This window comes from Ferrovum sp. PN-J185 (assembly GCF_001581925.1).
GTDB lineage: Bacteria > Pseudomonadota > Gammaproteobacteria > Burkholderiales > Ferrovaceae > PN-J185.
The window spans coordinates 228,051-245,922 of sequence record NZ_LQZA01000001.1; the positions used below are offsets into that span (position 1 = coordinate 228,051).

The following is a 17,872-nucleotide window of genomic DNA, read 5'->3' on the forward strand; positions in this document are numbered from 1 at the left end:
GACAATTGATTTGAAAAAAAATTCATGGAAAACATTGACTTACATAATCATTCTCGAGTTTCGGACGGCCTTTTAAGCCCCACTGAATTAGTTCGTTTGGCAGCTTTTAATGGAGTAACAACGCTCTCTCTCACTGATCATGATGATATTCAAGGACTGGCCGAGGCTAAAGAAGCTGCTAATGAGGCTGGAGTTCACTTTATTAATGGTGTTGAAGTATCGGTAACTTGGGGTAACCATACTATTCACGTGGTAGGTCTTAATATTGATCCTCAGCAAAGTGATTTGGTTGCAGGCTTACGTCAGATACGAGAAGGTAGACTTGCGCGAGCTAAAATAATTGGTGAGGAGCTTGCTAAGGTAGGCATCCATGGTGCTTTTGAGGGAGCCTTAAGATTTGCTGAAAACCCCAACATCATTGCCCGTCCCCATTTTGCTCGATTTATTGTCGAGCAGGGCTATGCTAAAAACGTTTCTCAAGTGTTTAAACGTTATTTGATTAAAGGGAAGCCTGGCTTTGTAAAGCATCGGTGGGCAGATCTCGCTGACGCATTAAGCTGGATTCGAGCCGCAAACGGGATTCCTGTCCTCGCTCATCCAGGGCGCTATGAAATGGGAAAAGCGCAAATGGATGTATTAATTGATGAGTTTGTAGGCCATGGTGGTCTTGCTGTTGAGGTAGTGACCTCAAACCATACCAAAGAACAAGTTGAAATATTTGCGAATCATGTTAGAAAAAGAAATCTTATGGCGTCCAGAGGATCAGATTTTCATGGACCTGGAGAAAGCTTTTGTGAACCCGGAAAACTACCTGAATTGCCTTATGGTTGTAAACCAGTTTGGCAAATGTGGTCTTCTCAATCAACCCATTAAATAGGAGTCAACAATGTACCCTGATCGTGTGCTCTCTGGCATGCGCCCAACAGGCTCAATGCACCTTGGTCATTACCATGGGGTATTAAAAAACTGGATCAAGTTACAGCATGAACACGAATGCTTGTTTATGGTAGCTGATTGGCACGCCCTCACCACTCATTACGATGATCCAAGTCATATGGAAACGCATGTGTGGGATATGGTCATTGATTGGTTGGCTGCAGGAGTTGACCCAAAACAAGCGACGCTTTTTATACAGTCACGCGTTCCTGAGCATGCGGAATTACACTTAATTTTATCGATGATGACGCCTCTTGGTTGGTTAGAGAGAGTGCCCACTTATAAAGAACAGCAAGAAAAGCTAACCGATAAGGACTTATCAACCTATGGTTTTCTTGGGTATCCCTTGTTACAAGCCGCAGATATTTTAATTTATCGAGCCAACCAGGTACCTGTTGGGGAAGATCAAATTCCTCATATTGAGTTTACTCGCGAAGTAGCACGTCGTTTTAATCACTTATATGGACGTGAACCCGGCTTCAATGAAAAAGCCTTGGCGGCGGTAAAAAAACTGGGAAGTAAAAAAGCCAAACTCTATTTAGAGTTAAGAAACCGCTATCAAGAGCAGGGAGAGGAGGAGGCCTTAGAGCAAGCCCATGAAATCATCTCTGAAACTCAGAATTTAACCGTTGCTGATCGTGAAAGAGTGTTTGGTTACCTTGAGGGTAGCGGTAAGATGATCCTTGTAGAGCCCCAATCTATTTTGACTGAAGAGTCTCGTTTGCTTGGTTTGGATGGTCAAAAGATGTCTAAATCCTATAATAATGCTATTTCTTTACGTGACGATGAAGAGACGGTGACTAAGAAAATTCGAACCATGCCAACTGATCCTGCTCGAGTTAGGCGGACAGATCCAGGTGACCCTAATCGTTGTCCCGTGTTTTCTTTTCATCGAACATACAGTGATGAAAAAACATGTGATTGGGTTGTCGAGGGGTGTAAATCTGCTGCGATTGGTTGTTTAGAATGTAAACAGCCTGTTATCGATAAAGTCAATGCTGAATTAAAACCAATGCAAGAAAAGGCTCAGATTTACACCAGTGATCCTACTTTGGTTAAGAATATTATTGCAGATGGCTGTGAGCGTGCTCAGAAAATTGCTAACGATACGCTGCGTGACGTGAGAGAAGCCACAGGGTTATCCTATTCATGAGTGATGCTGAAATCCTTGAAGTTCCTGTGACTCAACCCATTGCCAAGGTAAAGGGTGAGCCGATTTCATCTTTACCGACAGATTTGTATATTCCACCAGAGGCGCTGGAGGTTTTTTTAGAAAGTTTTGAAGGTCCGCTCGACTTATTACTCTATTTAATCAGAAAAAATTCATTAGACATTCTTGATATTCCAATGGCTGAGTTAACTCGCCAATACATGACTTATGTTGAAGCTATGCGGCATGGTCGGTTAGAGTTGGCCGCAGAGTATTTGGTTATGGCGGCGGTATTGATTGAGATTAAATCAAGAATGCTGTTACCGGCCCCTCCAGCAGCCAACGAGGAAGAAGAAATTGATCCACGTGCTGCGTTAATGAGAAGATTACTTGAGTATGAAAGAATTAAAATGGCAGCTCATGAACTGGAAGAAATGCCACGTGAAGGTAGAGAGTTTAAACGTGCGCATGCGTGGGTTGATGAGACATTGGTGGAACGATTGCCTGATGTCACATTACGTGATCTACAGGATGCTTGGGTGCTGGTTTTGTCACGAATAAAGATGAATAAACATCATCGGATTAGCCGTGAGCAATTATCAGTACGAGAATATATGGCTAAAATTCTTAAGCGTTTGAACGAGCATAAATATGTTGCTTTTATGGATTTGTTTGACGAGGGGATGAGCGTCCCTATTGCAGTAGTGAATTTCATTGCTATCTTAGAATTGGTTAAAGAACGAATGGTGAATGTCTCGCAGAGCGAAGCCTATGCACCATTATATGTGAGCCTAGGAGGGGAACCTGTGGAGTTAGCGTCATGAATGTTGATGAAGAAGTAAGTCGCGAGGCAAAAAAATTAATTGAAGCAACTATCTTAGTTGCTGACGAACCAATTAATATGGCTTATTTAAAAAAGTTATTTGCCGGACAATTTGAACAAAAACAGATTCAAGATTGGTTATTCGAACTACAAGCAAGTTGGCAGGAGAGAGGTGTTGAGTTGGTTGAAGTAGCCTCTGGTTGGCGCTTTCAAACCAAGGCGGATGTGCAAGATAAAATCAATGCTGTAAACCCTGAGAAGCCACCTAAGTATTCGCGAGCTGTGATGGAGACCTTGGCGATTATTGCTTACCGTCAACCAGTAACACGTGGTGATATAGAAGAAATACGTGGTGTTGCTGTGGCCTCAAATGTCATTCGTACACTTGAGGCGCGCGGTTGGGTAGAGGTGCTGGGCTATCGTGAGGTGCCAGGTAAACCTGCCTTATATGGTACTACTAAACAGTTTTTAGACGATTTAAATATTAATGGCCTCTCAGAGCTACCCCCATTAATGGATTTACAAGATAACCCTAATGAAGTGGCTCTGACCTTGCCTTTGGAAGAGAATAAAGACATACCTCTAGATATTATTAATACAGTAGATATAACGATAAATGACACAACCTCAAGCTCAGAAGCTACATAAAATTCTTGCCCAGTCAGGGCTGGGATCACGCCGTGACATGGAAACTCTCATAGAAGATGGGCAGGTTTTCGTGAATGGTGAAGTTGCAACCGTTGGTACAAGAATTGTTCCTACTGATGTGGTGAAGGTTGGTAGGCGGATCATACAACTCAATTTCTCTGAAGAGATTCCTCGTGTACTACTCTATTACAAACCAGAAGGGGAGATAGTTAGTCGCGATGATCCGCAGGGAAGACCGTCTGTCTTTAGTGCGCTACCTCGAATCCGAGGGAGTAAGTGGATTAATATAGGCCGGCTTGATTTTAATACCAGTGGTTTGTTGATTTTTACCAATAACGGTGATCTTGCTAATCGTTTAATGCATCCTAGTTTTGATATTGAGCGTGAGTATGCGGTACGACTTGTTGGGGAAATGTCCGAAGAAAATTTAAAACAATCATGTAAAGAAATTTTGTTAGAAGATGGTCCAGCACAATTCGAATGGGTACGTGATATGGGAGGAGAAGGAACTAACCACTGGTATCAGGTAGCTATTAAGGAAGGACGAAACCGTGAAGTAAGACGCATGTTCGAATCCATGAATTTAATGGTTAGCCGTTTACTTAGAACACGCTTTGGTATCATTCAGTTACCACCACGTTTGAAACGTGGGCAGTTTTTAGAATTAAAACCCGAACAAGTAAAGCAGATAATTGAATGGGTTGGTATTAGTAAACCTATGCGTGTCAAACAGCAAACGAAAATGGAACGAGATAAAAGCTACACCCCAGGTCGTATTCGCAGTAAACGCTCACCCAAAGAAACGACTTCTCAAACTAGGTCTTCACGACGCAGAACAAAAACATAATCATCTCCTCCAGGTAAGGATAAGAAGAGAAAGGGTAGGTGAGGGAATGCGTTTTCAAGAGCGCTACGATTGTGTCCAATTTCCACCACTAGCAGTCCATTTTTAGTGAGATACTGTGGTGCTTCTTTTAATAAACGTCTCACATGATCTAACCCATCCTCTCCACTCGCTAGAGCCAAATTGGGTTCTGCTTGGTATTCGGCTGGCAGAGACGACATTGCATGCGCATCCACGTAGGGTGGATTGGAAATGATTAATGAATAATGTCGGTTTTTAGGGAGGCCTTCAAATAGATTACCAAGATGAAGATGTACTTGTTTTTCTAATCTATATTGAGCGACATTAATTTTTGCAACATCAAGGGCATCATTGGAAATATCAACAGCATCAACTGTTGCTTGAGGGAATAACAATGCTAATAATATAGCTAATGATCCTCCCCCGGTACATAGGTCTGCTACATGTTTAACCGATTCTGGTTCATCAAACCAATTATCAAAGTCATTAAATAATGCGTCAGCAATAAACGAGCGTGGAACAATGGTGCGTTCATCCACGTAAAAACGGTAATCTCCTAGCCATGCTTCATGAGTCAAATAGGCAACAGGAACTTTTTCAGTGACTCGTCTTTTGATTAAAGTAAATAATTTGTCTTTTTCTTGTTCAGTTAAACTTGCATCAAGCCAAAGATCTTTTTGATCAAAGGGTAGGTGAAGAGTACTAAGAATCAAATAACTCGCTTCTTCATGGGCATTCGGAAAGCCATGGCCAAAGTATAAACCAGCCTCATTGTATGTTGTGACAGTGTAACGTAATAAATCTCTAATCGTTACAATCTCATCGGGTAAGAATTCAGCTATTGTCATGGTGTCTCTACACTGGTAATAGTTTTTCTAAAAGGGTTTGATAAATACGGGATAGATTATCTAAATCCATAACTTTGACGGATTCATTACGTTGATGAATAGTGGCGTTTGATGGACCAATTTCGACCAGTTCTTTACATACCTCAATAATAAATCGTCCGTCAGAGGTTCCACCTGTAGTAGATACCTCTGGTTCAATCCCCGTTACTTCATATATCGCTTCACAGGCACGGTTAACGAGTATCCCTTGTGGCGTTAGAAAAGGTTTGGCGCCTAATTGCCAATCAATATTAAAAGTTAGATTATGTTTCTTTAAAATTGCCTCAGTCCGATCAATTAGCGATTGATCTGTGCTGTCAGTAGAAAAACGAAAGTTAAATAAAATATGAACTTCACCAGGAATAACGTTGGTCGCTCCAGTACCGCCTTGAATGTTTGATATTTGAAACGTCGTAGCAGGAAAATACTCATTCCCTTCATCCCACTTTGTCGCAGCTAACTCGGCTAACGCTGCTGCACAATGATGAATGGGATTCGATGCTAAATGAGGGTATGCAACATGGCCTTGTTTTCCAAAAACAGTGAGTTTTCCTGACAGAGAACCACGTCTACCATTTTTAATAGTATCGCCTAACTTTTCTACAGCAGTTGGTTCTCCAACAATACAGTAGTCAATCGTAGTATTGTTTTCTTTAAGCCAGTTCACTACTTTTACAGTGCCGTCAGTGGCTGGTCCTTCTTCATCAGAAGTTAACAGTAAAGCAAGCGAACCACTAAAAACAGGATGGTTTTGTATAAATGATTCGATTGCTGTCACAAAGGCAGCCAGAGAGGATTTCATATCAGAGGCCCCCCGACCAAAGAGTAGATCCTCTTTAATAGTAGGCTCAAAGGGTGGGGTATACCATTTATCTTCAGGTCCAGTTGGGACTACGTCTGTATGGCCTGCAAACACGACCAGAGGGGCTTTGTTCCCAATACGTAGCCAAGAATTGGTTACGCCATTTGATTTGATCACGTGTTGAGTAAAACCCAATTTGCTTAGTCGTTCGTAGATTAGTTGCTGACATCCTGCATCATCAGGAGTAACTGATGGGCGAGAGATAAGTTTTTTTGCTAGTGATAACGTATCATTCATAGTTAATTAATTTACCTCTAAATGAGTCACAATACGACAAGTTTCACCTTCAAACAGGCCATTAATACCATATTGTTTTTCATAGAACAAAAAGTCGCCAGTTTGGTTTGCAATAACAACGGTTGTCGCACGGGTACCATAATCATCTGATTTAATGAAGGCAGCAGATAAACGTCGTTCAATTTCAAGCGGCATACCTGTTTCAGGTAATTGTGCGTCCGGATATATGGTCTCATCAGATAAAATGTTACTGAGTTCGTTTACATGCTGTTGTTCAATCTGTAAATCATTAAGAGTATGAATCTCAAGTGCCCAGTTGGTCAGTAAGTTTTTTAATTTCTCTTTGCTGGTTGTAACTTTAGGCCAAGGGGTGTCTAAAAAATGATTACTTAGTCCATAGATACCAGGTGATAATGCGTGACTACGTTTTGTTTTGCTCTCAAAGCAAACTAACTGCCGTTGATCACACAGTATCAAGTTGAAATCATTATATTGATCAGCTTTCATTTTCAGATGATCTATATAGTCATCAAGTGACTGACTATTACGTAAAAATTGAGCAGTCAGTTGTCCTCTTGATTCAACATCAGTTTTCAGTCGTGATGGATCCCGGTAATTGGTTACTGCAGCAAACTGTTTAAAACGATTTACCCCAAGCCAGGTGCCTTCAGCCTGTAGATCTCTACCTGCATAGATTGTTGCTTGATCAACCCAAAAATGAGGTATTTGGGTTGGTCTTTGATAGAACTCATCACGATTTGAAATCACTATTAAAGGAAAACGCGGGTGATAGTTCCAAGCAACAAGTATTAAGCACATAAACTTTATTCGCCACGCAGTAGTTCGTTAATACTGGTTTTGGCTCTGGTTTTTGCGTCCACTTTTTTAACAATGACAGCGCAGTAAAGACTGTACTTTCCGTTACTAGATGGAAGGTTGCCTGAGACAACGACTGATCCAGGCGGTACTTTCCCATAGCTGACAGTATCGGTTTCTCGATCATAAATTTTGGTACTTTGCCCAATATAGACTCCCATGGAAATCACTGATCCTTCACCAACGATGACTCCTTCTACAATTTCGGAGCGTGCACCAATAAAGCAGTTGTCTTCAATAATCGTTGGATTTGCTTGAACGGGCTCTAATACTCCACCTATACCGACACCACCTGAAAGATGTACATTTTTACCAATTTGAGCGCAGGATCCCACTGTAGCCCAAGTATCGACCATGGTACCTTCATCGACATAGGCGCCAATATTGACATAGGAGGGCATAAGTACAACATTTTTCGCAATAAAACTACCTCGTCTTGCACTTGCAGGAGGGACCACTCTAAAGCCACCTTTTTCAAAGTCTTCTGATTGGTAACGGCTAAATTTACTGTCTACCTTATCCCAATAGCGGGTAAACGATCCTTCGCTTAATGTGTTATCGCGTAGTCTAAATGACAGTAATACCGCTTTTTTAATCCATTGATGAGTAATCCAATCGTTATTCATTTTTTCAGCAACACGTAGTTGACCGTTATCTAATGAGTGGATTACTTCTTCTACGGCTTGCTTAATATCTGCTGGCGCATTATTGGGTGAGAACTCAGTACGTTTTTCAAATGCATCTTCAATGAGTTGTTGCAAATTCATAATAACTATTCCTAGAGTTGTGAAACAAATGTTTTTATGCGGTTAGCAGCGTCGATAGTTTCTTCTATACTACCCACCAGAGCAATACGTATACGATTTTTTCCTGGGTTAGTACCGTTGTTGTCACGCGCTAAAACACTTCCTGGTAATACTTGAATATGGTGTTGTGCGAATAATTGTTGAGTAAAAAGAACATCATCTATCGGTGTTTTTACCCAATAATAAAAGCTTGCCTCAGGTTTTTCTAGAGGAAGTACATTATTTACAATATCATAAAATGAAGTGAATTTTTCACGGTAAAGACGACGATTTTCAATCACGTGTGATTCATCTTGCCATGCTAACTCACTCACTTTTTGTATGGTAGGGTTCATCGCACTGCCATGATAAGTGCGATAGAGAAGAAAGCTTTTTAATAAACTTGCATCTCCCGCAGCAAAAGCAGAGCGCATACCTGGTACATTAGATCTTTTTGATAGACTGCTCATCACTACTAAACGATCAAACTGTTTGCGACCAAGTTTTAGGCTGGCAGTGAGAGCCCCTAGCGGAGGGGAAGTTTCGTCGGGATAAATTTCCGAATAGCATTCATCGCTCACAATAGTAAAACCATAAGTATCTGATAGCTCAAAAAGAACTTTCCATTCATCTAATGTCATGATTTTCCCAGTAGGGTTACCAGGAGAGCAAACGAATACCACAGCAGTTTGTTTAAGTACTGATGGGTCAATATTTGAATAGTCTATTTGATGATTAACGGGATCAGCATTAACGAAGTATGGTGTAGCTCCCGCTAATAGAGCCGCTCCTTCATAAATCTGATAAAAGGGATTGGGGCAAATTACATATTTTTTAGCTGAATGCTCGTCAATTAACACTTGGATAATTGAAAACAATGCTTCCCGGCTTCCAAGTGTGGGTATGATTTGAGTATTGTGGTCGATTTTATTAACTAAGAAACGCCGCTTTATCCACTCACCAATAGCCAAGCGTAAGTTCTCTGAGCCAAGAGTAGTGGGGTAATTAGCCAGACCATCTACATGCTTTGACCATGCCTCCTTAACGAATTGAGGAGTAGGGTGGCGCGGTTCACCAACTGATAAAGCAATAAACCTTAATGCTTCGTTACCTTTAACTCCCTTCATTAACCCACGTAATTTTTCAAAAGGATAAGGTTGTAATAAATCAAGACGTGAGTTCATGCTTAACCAAACGTATGAGTTAGCGGGGTTTCTTTACTAAACACCAATTCTGGTAGGGTGATTTGTGGTTGCCAACCTGGTTTGGTGTGTTCTGCGACAACGTGAGTATAAATACCTCCTCTTACATACCAGCGTGCTAATAGGCGCATAAAACGTGGTTGGCAAGTCGCTACAAAATCAGAAAGAATCTTATTTGTCACTGCTTCATGAAAGGCGCCTTCATTTCTGTAAGACCACATGTATAATTTAAGACTCTTTAGCTCAATATTCGTTTGGTCAGGAATGTAATCCAAGGTAAACCATGCGAAATCGGGTTGTCCTGTCTTAGGACACAAACAGGTAAATTCTGGGATTTCCATGTGAATTAGATAATCTCTTTCAGGGGAAGGGTTGACAAAAGTCTCTAATTGCTTACTTGGTAGTGTTGACATAGCTGTTGTCCTATACGTGGTATGAGGTAAAATTGGTATATTTTAAACCTCTTTTTAGTGGCTGGCGTTAAATTGCATTTAAAACATATAAAATTAGCAGGATTTAAGTCCTTCGCAGAACCAACGCAAATACCGGTTCCAGGTCAATTGGTTGGGATTGTTGGCCCCAATGGGTGCGGAAAATCCAATGTGATTGATGCTGTTCGCTGGGTTTTGGGAGAATCCCAGGCAAAGCAATTGCGTGGTGAAACGCTGCAAGATGTGATTTTTGGTGGTACGACAAACCGCAAACCTCAGGGTCGAGCCAGTGTGGAGTTGGTATTTGACAATACTGACGGACGTGCGCCAGGGCAATGGTCTCAATATGCTGAAATCTCTGTGCGTCGTGTTTTAGCTCGCGATGGGGTGTCAAACTATTACATTAACAATACCCATGTAAGAAGAAAAGACGTACAAGACGTATTTATGGGAACAGGCCTTGGGCCCAGAGCTTACGCCATTATTGAGCAGGGTATGATCTCTCGAATAGTAGAATCAAAACCTGAAGAGATTCGAGTGTTTCTTGAAGAGGCTGCTGGAATTTCCCGATATAAAGAGCGACGTCGTGAAACAGAATTACGCCTAAATGACGCGAGAAGCCACTTGTCGAGAACGGAAGATATTTCTCGCGAATTAGAAAGTCAAATTGGCAAGTTAGAAGGGCAGGCAGTTGTCGCAGAGAAGTACCGTGAATTACAGAGTGAATTGTCTAATCTACAAAACCTTTTACTTTACTCAAGAAAAAGAGATGCTGAAAATTCACGTCAGCGGGCACAGAGAGAGTTAGAAAAAATTCAAAATGAGCTTGATGAGCAAATTGCTAATTTAAGAGAAACAGAAAAACGTCTAGAACAAATCAGACAAGAGCATTATGAAAAATCTGATGCTGTAAATGTAGCACAAGGTCAAGTATTTCAGTCAAATAGCGATGTAGCGCGTATTGAGAATGAACTTAATGGTGTTCGAAATGAAAAGAAACGTTTGGAAGGTGAAATTGACCGTTTGCATCAAGAAATAAATGATGCAAAACATCGTATTACTTTGGATGAGCAAGCACTACAGCAACACCAAGAAGAGTTTGTAAAAGCGCAGGAATTGACAGTAATTGCAAAAAGTCGTGTTGCTGAATCCAGAGCTCAGTTGCCTCACGCACAGGAACAAGCAAAACTCGCTTCTCAGGCGTTAAACGTAGCACGTGAAGAGAGAACAAAATTAGATAACCAGCTAACTAAAGCACGCTCAGACTATAACGCAGGTACACGTTTGCTTCAGCAATTTGAGGAACGTCAACAACGTTTAAGTCAAGAGCTAAACTCGCTTATTCCTCCTAATCTCACCGAGCTCAATCGTTTGCGTTCTGAAGTACGTGAGCGAGAAGTAAAGACCGCCATTTTAACTGCAGCAGTGAGTTCTCTTGATCAAAGAGTTAAGCGTTGCGAAAAAATGGTGCGAACAGCAAATGAGTTATACCAGCAACATCAAAAAAGAATTTCTAATGTTGAGGCACAGTTAAAGGCTTTACTTGGCTTGCAGGAAAAAATTGCTGTTTCTCTCAATGCCAATGATTTGGTTAAAGAGTACGGACTAGATAAACTTCCTCTGTTATGGCAGCTGCTTGATGTTGAGGTGGGGTTTGAAACAGCCCTCGAAGCTGTATTGAAACAGCGTTTACGTGCTGTTGAAGTTAATGATTTTAATCAAATTCACAATTGGGAACAACACCGACTTCCGCTTGGGTTTAGTTTATTTAAGACTCCTACTGGAACACATACTAATCAACATGAGATTAATTCTCAATGGGGTAGATTACTATTATCTCAAGTGAGAGTTAAGTCACAGGTTAATCAAATATTAATTAACCAATGGCTTGATCAGGTTTATGTGGTGTCTTCTTTATCGCAAGCCATTAACCTGATGGATCAATTGCCTGTTGGTGTTGTTCTGGTGACAACGGACGGCCATTGTGTAACTAACGCTACCGTGGAGTTTTTTGCTCCGCAAGTTGAGGTCCATGGTGCGATTGGACGTGCTCGAGAAATTGAAGAGTTACTAGTGGAAAAAGAGCAGCTACAGTTAAAAAATATAGATTATGAGAATAATAGGTTATTAGCTGAAGAAACATTAATCGATGTGAGAAACCAGTTAACTCAACATAGTGAAGGTTTGCGTCAAGAGAGCAGCAAAATTCGTAGCCTTGAGATCGATAGTACGCGTCTTCAATCCGAACAACAACGTTTTGAACAGCGCAGTCAACAAATTCAATCTGAAATTAGTGAAATCATTGCGAAACGAGCAGATGAACAAGTATTACTTGACCGTTTGATGTCAGAGACGACTCACTATGAAAGTCAATTGGTAGTGTTAAGACAACAGTTTGAGGTAAAGGATAGCTCATGGAAAGAGGCAGAACAGCATCTTGAAATGTGCCGTAAAGCATTACAAACTGCTGAAGGGGCAGATCAAGAGTCTAATTATTTATTAAAAACAGCTCAATCTAAAATTGAGTTAATCAATAATAATCACAAGGCTATTGTTGAAGACTTGCGGCATAAAGAACCCCGCTTAAGTGAGATTCAGCAGCAATTAAGTATGATTTCTATTGAGCAAGTAGAAAATAATTTGCAGCAAGCTTTACAAACCAGAGAGCAAATTGAAACAGCATTAAAGCAAGCGCGTATTGATTTGGACAATTGTAGTGCTCAATTGCGTGAAACTGAGGAAAGTCGTTTGCGTGTTGAGCAGCAACTCGATCCCTTAAGAGAAAAGTTAAGTGATCTTCGACTAAAAGAGCAAGAAGCTCGCTTGGGTGTTGAGCAAGCATCTTTGACATTGGTAGAGAACAATGCGGATGAGGAAATGCTTGCCAATCAAATGGAAAGAGGAGTAAGAACGTCAACCCTACAAACTGATATTACTCGTGTACAAAAAGATATTGAAGCATTAGGCCCTGTTAATCTCGCGGCCCTGGTTGAGCTAGAAGCATCAAGAGAAAGAAAAACTTATTTGGACTCACAGCAAGCGGACTTACAAGAAGCTGTTGAAACACTTGAAAACGCGATGAAGAAAATTGATCGCGAAACAAGAGATCAACTGAACGCCACCTTTAATCAAGTTAATGAAAGCTTTAGCACACTTTTCCCCTCGCTTTTTGCAGGCGGATATGCCCGTATAGAGATGACTGGTGAAGAAATTCTAGACGCCGGTATTCAAATCATTGCTCAACCACCTGGTAAGAAAACCACTTCAATTCATTTGCTGTCAGGTGGTGAAAAAGCCTTAACCGCTTTGGCTTTAGTGTTTTCATTGTTTCAACTCAACCCCGCGCCTTTTTGTATTTTAGATGAGGTGGATGCACCACTTGACGATACCAATACGGAGCGATTTGTAAAGTTGGTGACGAAAATGTCTGAGTACACGCAATTTTTATTTATTACACATAATAAAATTGCAATGGAAATGGCACAGCAACTGGTTGGTATAACAATGGCTGAATCAGGTGTGTCAAGAATGGTAGCCGTTGATGTGGATGAAGCTGTACGTTTAACTGAATCATTACCTGTTTAAAAATAAGGATAAATCATGACTGCTTTACAAATCGACTTAATTATCGCAGGAGTTATTTTGGTCATGGTATTTCTTTTTGCGGGCCGCATTCAAGAATATCGTCATCGAAAAAAACTTGAGCAAACCAATAGAGCTCAACAAAGTAGTCAAGCAAACGAGTTTGAGGATGGATTGGTAGAACCTAGTATTAGAATTATTAATGACGACAATGCTTCTACCTTTTCTGGTACTAAAGTGAATCAAGAGGGAGACGGGATAAAACAAGATGACGATATTAACACTCGATTTGAGTGGTCAGTATTGTTTTCCTCGAACGAGGATATTCAATACCGTGAGTTAGTCGATGAACTTAGTAAGTTGAAAGGGTTATATGGTAACGTTCATTGGCAAATATACGAGACTGAATCAAAACTATGGATTGATGTGGAAAAATTTGATGGATCTCAGTCCTATCGTTATTTGAGAGTCATTATGCCGGTATCTAGTCGATCAGGACCGTTAATAGAAACGCGCTGGCAAGAAGTGATGACGGTATTATCTCAGTTCGCTTCGCGTTTGAGATTATCCATTAAATCAAGTAAAGACAAAGAGTTATTTGAGCGAGCAAAACAAGTTGAAGAGTTTTGCGCCAAAGTGGATATTATGATTGGCATGAACGTATTGTTTAGTGAAAATGCGAGCATTGTTATGCAGAATATTAAAACCTTTGTGCATGAAAAAGGATTGGAGTTAGGTGATGATGGATTATTTCATTCATTCAATTCAGCTCACCAGGAACTGTATAGTCTGGGTGATAAAGATCAACGTCCAATATTGAATATTGAAAATGATCCTACTCTTGTAAAAGGGTTAACGTTGATTATTGATATACCGCAAATCAATGATGTATCAGAAGCAATAACTGATGCATTCACATGTGCTAATGAGTTGGTTGCAAACTTTGGTGGCGTGGTGGTGGATGATAATCTAAAACCATTAGGTATAAAACAGATTGAAAGTATTAAAAAACAGATGGATAGAATTCATCTAAGCATGAATGAATTTGGAATAATTCCTGGGCAGTCTATAGCTAAAAAATTGTTTGCAATGTAATGGTAAATGACATTGAAATAAAGCTTAAAGAGCTTAGACAACTCATTGAGTTGTACAACTATCAATATTATGTTCAAGATCATCCCTCTGTTCCTGATGCTGAATATGACCGATTATTTAGCGAACTCACTGAGCTTGAGAGAGCTTACCCGCAGTATCTGACTCCAGACTCCCCGACACAGAGAGTGGGTGCAAGTCCTAAGGAAGGGTTTACAGAAATAGTCCATCGTCTTCCTATGTTGTCATTAAATAACGGATTTAGTGAAGAAGATGTATGTAATTTTGATCGTCGTGTACGTGAAGGGTTGAGTAGAGATCAGGTTTACTACGCTTGTGAGCCAAAATTCGACGGTTTGGCTGTTAGTTTGATTTATGAAAACGGATTGTTAACGCAAGGAAGTACACGTGGTGATGGTGAGCGGGGAGAGGATGTTACTCTCAACTTGAAAACTATACGCTCTATTCCTTTAAGATTATTTACTAATAATCCTCCCTCGATACTTGAGGTACGCGGTGAAGTATTGATGTTTAAAGAGGATTTTGACCAGCTTAACGAGACGCAGCGTGAGAAAGGAGAAAAGCTTTTTGCTAACCCACGTAATGCAGCAGCAGGTGCTTTACGTCAATTAGACTCCACCCTTACCGCACAACGAAAACTATCATTTTTCGCCTATGGTTTGGGTGTATTGGAAGGTAGAGATCATCCTATCACTCATTCATCCTTAATGGATTGGCTTGCTTCCATGCGTTTTCCCGTTTGTGATATTAGAGATGTGGTTGTTGGCGTAGAAGGACTGATCGGTTACTTTGAGAAATTAAATGTATTAAGGCCAACATTACCGTATCAAATTGATGGTGTGGTGTATAAGGTAAATGATTTTATTCAACAACAGCAATTAGGGTTTGTTTCAAGAGCGCCTCGGTTTGCCCTAGCGCATAAGTTTCCAGCAGAAGAAGCAGTAACTGAAGTTGTTGGAATAGATGTGCAAGTGGGTAGAACGGGAGCATTAACCCCTGTAGCGCGTCTCAAGCCAGTATTTGTAGGTGGGGTAACGGTCACCAATGCTACCTTACACAATGAAGATGAATTAAAAAGAAAAGATGTTCGAGTAGGGGACAGTGTTTGGGTAAGGCGTGCAGGAGATGTGATACCCGAAGTGGTGGGCGTGATTTTTGAGAAACGACCTGCTGGAGTGACGACTTTCATCATGCCAACGCATTGCCCTGTTTGTGGCAGTAGCGTATTTCGTCAACAGGATGAAGCAGTATTAAGATGTAGCGGTGGATTATATTGTCCTGCCCAAAGAAAACAATCTATTGTTCACTTTTGTCATCGACGAGCCATGAATATTGAGGGTTTGGGTGACAAAAGAGTTGATCAGTTTGTGGATTTGGGAATATTAACTACTCCTGCTGATATTTATTATCTTTCTCGAGATGCATTAAAAGAATTACCTTTGTTTGGTGATAAATCAATTGATAACTTAATGGACGCCATTGAGAAAAGCAAACAAACCACTTTGCCTCGCTTTATTTTTGCCTTAGGAATACGAAACGTAGGAGAGGCAACAGCAAAAGATTTAGCTAATTATTTTGGTGATATAAAGTCATTAATGGCAGCCAATCAAGAACAATTGTTGGCTGTAAAAGACGTTGGTCCAGTGATTGCAGAATCAATAGTTGATTTCTTTGCAGAAGAACATAATCGTGATGTGATTAACAAGTTACTACAAGCAGGTATACATTGGCCACATATTGTGACCATTCAAAGCCACTCTTGTTCTGGAAAAACATTCGTATTAACTGGCACGCTTCCGCACTTAAGCCGTGATGAAGCAAAACTTAAAATTGAAGAGATTGGTGGTAAGGTGTCATCCAGTGTGTCTGGTAAAACCCATTTTGTAGTGGCGGGTACTGAAGCGGGAAGTAAATTAGACAAGGCAATTGAATTAGGAATTAAAATACTCAATGAAGATGAGTTCTTGGAATTAATTAAGACAGGACATGAAAAATATGAAACCAATTAGAAAAGCTGTATTTCCTGTGGCTGGATTAGGGAGTCGTTTTTTACCAGCCACTAAAGCCAGCCCTAAGGAAATGTTGCCGGTTGTTGATAAGCCTTTGATTCAATACGCTGCTGAGGAAGCAGTGGCTGCAGGAATTACTGAGCTGATTTTTGTTACAGGTCGGGGCAAAAGAGCTATTGAAGATCATTTTGATAAAGCTTACGAATTAGAAGCCGAACTTGAACAACGCGGCAAAACGAAACTACTTGAGAACGTCAGAGGGTTGCTACCTAAGAATGTAAGTTGTGTGTATGTTCGTCAGCCTGAAGCCTTAGGGTTAGGACACGCTATTTTATGCGCAGAGCCCCTAGTTGGTGATGAGCCTTTTGCTATTTTATTGGCCGATGACCTAATTGATGCTAAAAAGCCAGTATTAAAGCAAATGGTTGATTTGTATAATGAAACGGGTTCATCCGTGTTGGGGGTTCAGCAAGTGGCTCGCGAAGAGACCAAACAGTACGGGATTGTTGCTACTCAAGAAAAAAATACACTTCAAAAAATTATTGAAATTGTCGAGAAACCTGAACCTGATAAAGCTCCTTCTACTTTAGGTGTGGTAGGTCGTTATTTGTTAACCCCAGAAATCTTTGATTATTTGAGACAAACTCAGCCTGGTAGCGGTGGTGAAATTCAACTAACAGACGGCATTGCACGATTATTAAAAGATCAAGATGTATTGGCTTTACCTTTTGATGGCGTCCGTTACGATTGCGGTAGTAAATTGGGATACTTAAAAGCAACAATCGCTTTTGGTGTAAGGCATCATGAGGTAGGACAACAATTTCTAGAATGGTTGAAATTACACGAAGGGTCGTATGGCAATTAAACCTGTTTTAAGAATGGGGCATCCACTGTTGCGACAGGTGGCTAAATCTGTAGACCAATTTAATACCCCAGCACTCATGTCTTTATTAGAGGATATGTTTGATACGATGGCCTATTTGGATGGAGCAGGGCTTGCAGCACCTCAAATAGGAGTCAGTTTACGTGTGGTTATTTTCGGGGTAAAACACAACGCGCGTTATCCAGATGCAGAGGAAGTGCCGCTAACTGTGTTAATTAATCCAATTATCACACCTTTAACAGAAGAATTAGAGGAAGATTGGGAAGGATGCTTATCTGTTCCTGGATTAAGAGGTCGTGTACCTCGCTATACAGTGATACGTTACCAAGGGAGCGATGAGCACGGAAACATCATAGACCGTACCGTATCAGGATTTCATGCGCGTGTTGTTCAGCATGAGTGCGACCATCTTGATGGCGTGCTCTATCCTTCGAGAATACGTGACTTTAACTCCTTCGGCTTCTCTCAAGAGCTCGGTATAAATACTCCAGACGATTGATTTTAATGGTTTTTTTAAAAAACCATTAAATATTTCTTGCACTCTTTTAAAAAATGGGTAAAATTCCCATTTATGGCATACTAC

16 protein-coding genes are annotated in these 17,872 nt (G+C 40.6%); 10 read left to right on the forward strand and 6 right to left on the reverse strand.

What is annotated here, in order from left to right; translation table 11 throughout:
* The first annotated feature begins 24 nt into the window (after positions 1–24).
* Genes FV185_RS01145 through rluB form a run of 5 tightly spaced genes read left to right on the forward strand, consistent with a single transcriptional unit; the run spans position 25 to position 4,404 of the window.
* On the forward strand, positions 25–873 hold the full coding sequence (locus FV185_RS01145; RefSeq protein ID WP_067492758.1) for a 3',5'-nucleoside bisphosphate phosphatase: 849 nt from the start codon (positions 25–27) through the stop codon (positions 871–873).
* Positions 874–886: 13 nt separating this feature from the next.
* A complete protein-coding gene (locus tag FV185_RS01150; protein WP_067492760.1) occupies positions 887–2,089 on the forward strand; it encodes a tryptophan--tRNA ligase in 1,203 nt (400 codons plus the stop codon).
* Positions 2,086–2,910, forward strand: coding sequence for a segregation and condensation protein A (locus FV185_RS01155; RefSeq protein WP_067492762.1), 825 nt, complete (start codon positions 2,086–2,088; stop codon positions 2,908–2,910). Before FV185_RS01150 ends, FV185_RS01155 begins: the two co-directional genes overlap by 4 nt.
* Positions 2,907–3,557, forward strand: coding sequence for an SMC-Scp complex subunit ScpB (scpB, locus tag FV185_RS01160; protein WP_082786968.1), 651 nt, complete (start codon positions 2,907–2,909; stop codon positions 3,555–3,557). Before FV185_RS01155 ends, scpB begins: the two co-directional genes overlap by 4 nt.
* Positions 3,526–4,404 carry a 23S rRNA pseudouridine(2605) synthase RluB gene (gene rluB / locus FV185_RS01165; RefSeq protein WP_067492764.1) on the forward strand — a complete coding sequence of 293 codons (879 nt, stop codon included), beginning with the start codon at positions 3,526–3,528 and terminating at the stop codon, positions 4,402–4,404. The genes scpB and rluB overlap by 32 nt, the downstream gene beginning before the upstream one ends.
* On the opposite strand, the gene prmB is transcribed toward rluB, so the two are convergent.
* The 6 genes from prmB to queF are packed head-to-tail and all read right to left on the reverse strand — an operon-like array spanning position 4,368 to position 9,684.
* Positions 4,368–5,270, reverse strand: coding sequence for a 50S ribosomal protein L3 N(5)-glutamine methyltransferase (gene prmB, locus FV185_RS01170; RefSeq protein WP_067492766.1), 903 nt, complete (start codon positions 5,268–5,270; stop codon positions 4,368–4,370). The genes rluB and prmB overlap by 37 nt on opposite strands.
* A 7-nt stretch (positions 5,271–5,277) precedes the next feature.
* On the reverse strand, positions 5,278–6,408 hold the full coding sequence (gene dapE, locus FV185_RS01175) for a succinyl-diaminopimelate desuccinylase (RefSeq protein ID WP_067492768.1): 1,131 nt from the start codon (positions 6,406–6,408) through the stop codon (positions 5,278–5,280).
* Between the two features lie 6 nt (positions 6,409–6,414).
* Complete coding sequence (locus FV185_RS01180; protein WP_067492769.1) at positions 6,415–7,227, reverse strand: NRDE family protein; 813 nt, start codon at positions 7,225–7,227, stop codon at positions 6,415–6,417.
* 5 nt (positions 7,228–7,232) lie between these two features.
* Positions 7,233–8,051 carry a 2,3,4,5-tetrahydropyridine-2,6-dicarboxylate N-succinyltransferase gene (gene dapD / locus FV185_RS01185; protein ID WP_067492771.1) on the reverse strand — a complete coding sequence of 273 codons (819 nt, stop codon included), beginning with the start codon at positions 8,049–8,051 and terminating at the stop codon, positions 7,233–7,235.
* Between the two features lie 11 nt (positions 8,052–8,062).
* Positions 8,063–9,253 carry a succinyldiaminopimelate transaminase gene (gene dapC, locus FV185_RS01190; RefSeq protein WP_067492773.1) on the reverse strand — a complete coding sequence of 397 codons (1,191 nt, stop codon included), beginning with the start codon at positions 9,251–9,253 and terminating at the stop codon, positions 8,063–8,065.
* Positions 9,254–9,255: 2 nt separating this feature from the next.
* The gene (gene queF, locus FV185_RS01195) at positions 9,256–9,684 is read right to left on the reverse strand and encodes a preQ(1) synthase (protein ID WP_067492775.1); all 429 of its coding nucleotides are present in this window, start codon (positions 9,682–9,684) and stop codon (positions 9,256–9,258) included.
* A gap of 72 nt (positions 9,685–9,756) precedes the next feature.
* Here queF and smc point away from each other — a divergent pair, with 72 nt between their 5' ends.
* The 5 genes from smc to def are packed head-to-tail and all read left to right on the forward strand — an operon-like array spanning position 9,757 to position 17,788.
* The gene (smc, locus tag FV185_RS01200) at positions 9,757–13,287 is read left to right on the forward strand and encodes a chromosome segregation protein SMC (RefSeq protein WP_197457701.1); all 3,531 of its coding nucleotides are present in this window, start codon (positions 9,757–9,759) and stop codon (positions 13,285–13,287) included.
* Positions 13,288–13,302: 15 nt separating this feature from the next.
* A complete protein-coding gene (locus FV185_RS01205) occupies positions 13,303–14,379 on the forward strand; it encodes a cell division protein ZipA C-terminal FtsZ-binding domain-containing protein (protein WP_067492778.1) in 1,077 nt (358 codons plus the stop codon).
* Complete coding sequence (gene ligA / locus FV185_RS01210; RefSeq protein ID WP_067492780.1) at positions 14,379–16,406, forward strand: NAD-dependent DNA ligase LigA; 2,028 nt, start codon at positions 14,379–14,381, stop codon at positions 16,404–16,406. Before FV185_RS01205 ends, ligA begins: the two co-directional genes overlap by 1 nt.
* Complete coding sequence (gene galU, locus FV185_RS01215) at positions 16,393–17,271, forward strand: UTP--glucose-1-phosphate uridylyltransferase GalU (protein WP_067494160.1); 879 nt, start codon at positions 16,393–16,395, stop codon at positions 17,269–17,271. Before ligA ends, galU begins: the two co-directional genes overlap by 14 nt.
* The gene (gene def / locus FV185_RS01220) at positions 17,261–17,788 is read left to right on the forward strand and encodes a peptide deformylase (RefSeq protein ID WP_067492782.1); all 528 of its coding nucleotides are present in this window, start codon (positions 17,261–17,263) and stop codon (positions 17,786–17,788) included. The genes galU and def overlap by 11 nt, the downstream gene beginning before the upstream one ends.
* Positions 17,789–17,872 lie beyond the last annotated feature (84 nt).

Coding starts and splice junctions, on each gene's coding strand:
- FV185_RS01145 (WP_067492758.1), top strand. CDS start 25: ATGGAAAACATTGACTTACATAATCATTCTCGAGTTTCGGACGGCCTT.
- FV185_RS01150 (WP_067492760.1), top strand. CDS start 887: ATGTACCCTGATCGTGTGCTCTCTGGCATGCGCCCAACAGGCTCAATG.
- FV185_RS01155 (WP_067492762.1), top strand. CDS start 2,086: ATGAGTGATGCTGAAATCCTTGAAGTTCCTGTGACTCAACCCATTGCC.
- scpB (WP_082786968.1), top strand. CDS start 2,907: ATGAATGTTGATGAAGAAGTAAGTCGCGAGGCAAAAAAATTAATTGAA.
- rluB (WP_067492764.1), top strand. CDS start 3,526: ATGACACAACCTCAAGCTCAGAAGCTACATAAAATTCTTGCCCAGTCA.
- prmB (WP_067492766.1), bottom strand. CDS start 5,270: ATGACAATAGCTGAATTCTTACCCGATGAGATTGTAACGATTAGAGAT.
- dapE (WP_067492768.1), bottom strand. CDS start 6,408: ATGAATGATACGTTATCACTAGCAAAAAAACTTATCTCTCGCCCATCA.
- FV185_RS01180 (WP_067492769.1), bottom strand. CDS start 7,227: ATGTGCTTAATACTTGTTGCTTGGAACTATCACCCGCGTTTTCCTTTA.
- dapD (WP_067492771.1), bottom strand. CDS start 8,051: ATGAATTTGCAACAACTCATTGAAGATGCATTTGAAAAACGTACTGAG.
- dapC (WP_067492773.1), bottom strand. CDS start 9,253: ATGAACTCACGTCTTGATTTATTACAACCTTATCCTTTTGAAAAATTA.
- queF (WP_067492775.1), bottom strand. CDS start 9,684: ATGTCAACACTACCAAGTAAGCAATTAGAGACTTTTGTCAACCCTTCC.
- FV185_RS01205 (WP_067492778.1), top strand. CDS start 13,303: ATGACTGCTTTACAAATCGACTTAATTATCGCAGGAGTTATTTTGGTC.
- ligA (WP_067492780.1), top strand. CDS start 14,379: ATGGTAAATGACATTGAAATAAAGCTTAAAGAGCTTAGACAACTCATT.
- galU (WP_067494160.1), top strand. CDS start 16,393: ATGAAACCAATTAGAAAAGCTGTATTTCCTGTGGCTGGATTAGGGAGT.
- def (WP_067492782.1), top strand. CDS start 17,261: ATGGCAATTAAACCTGTTTTAAGAATGGGGCATCCACTGTTGCGACAG.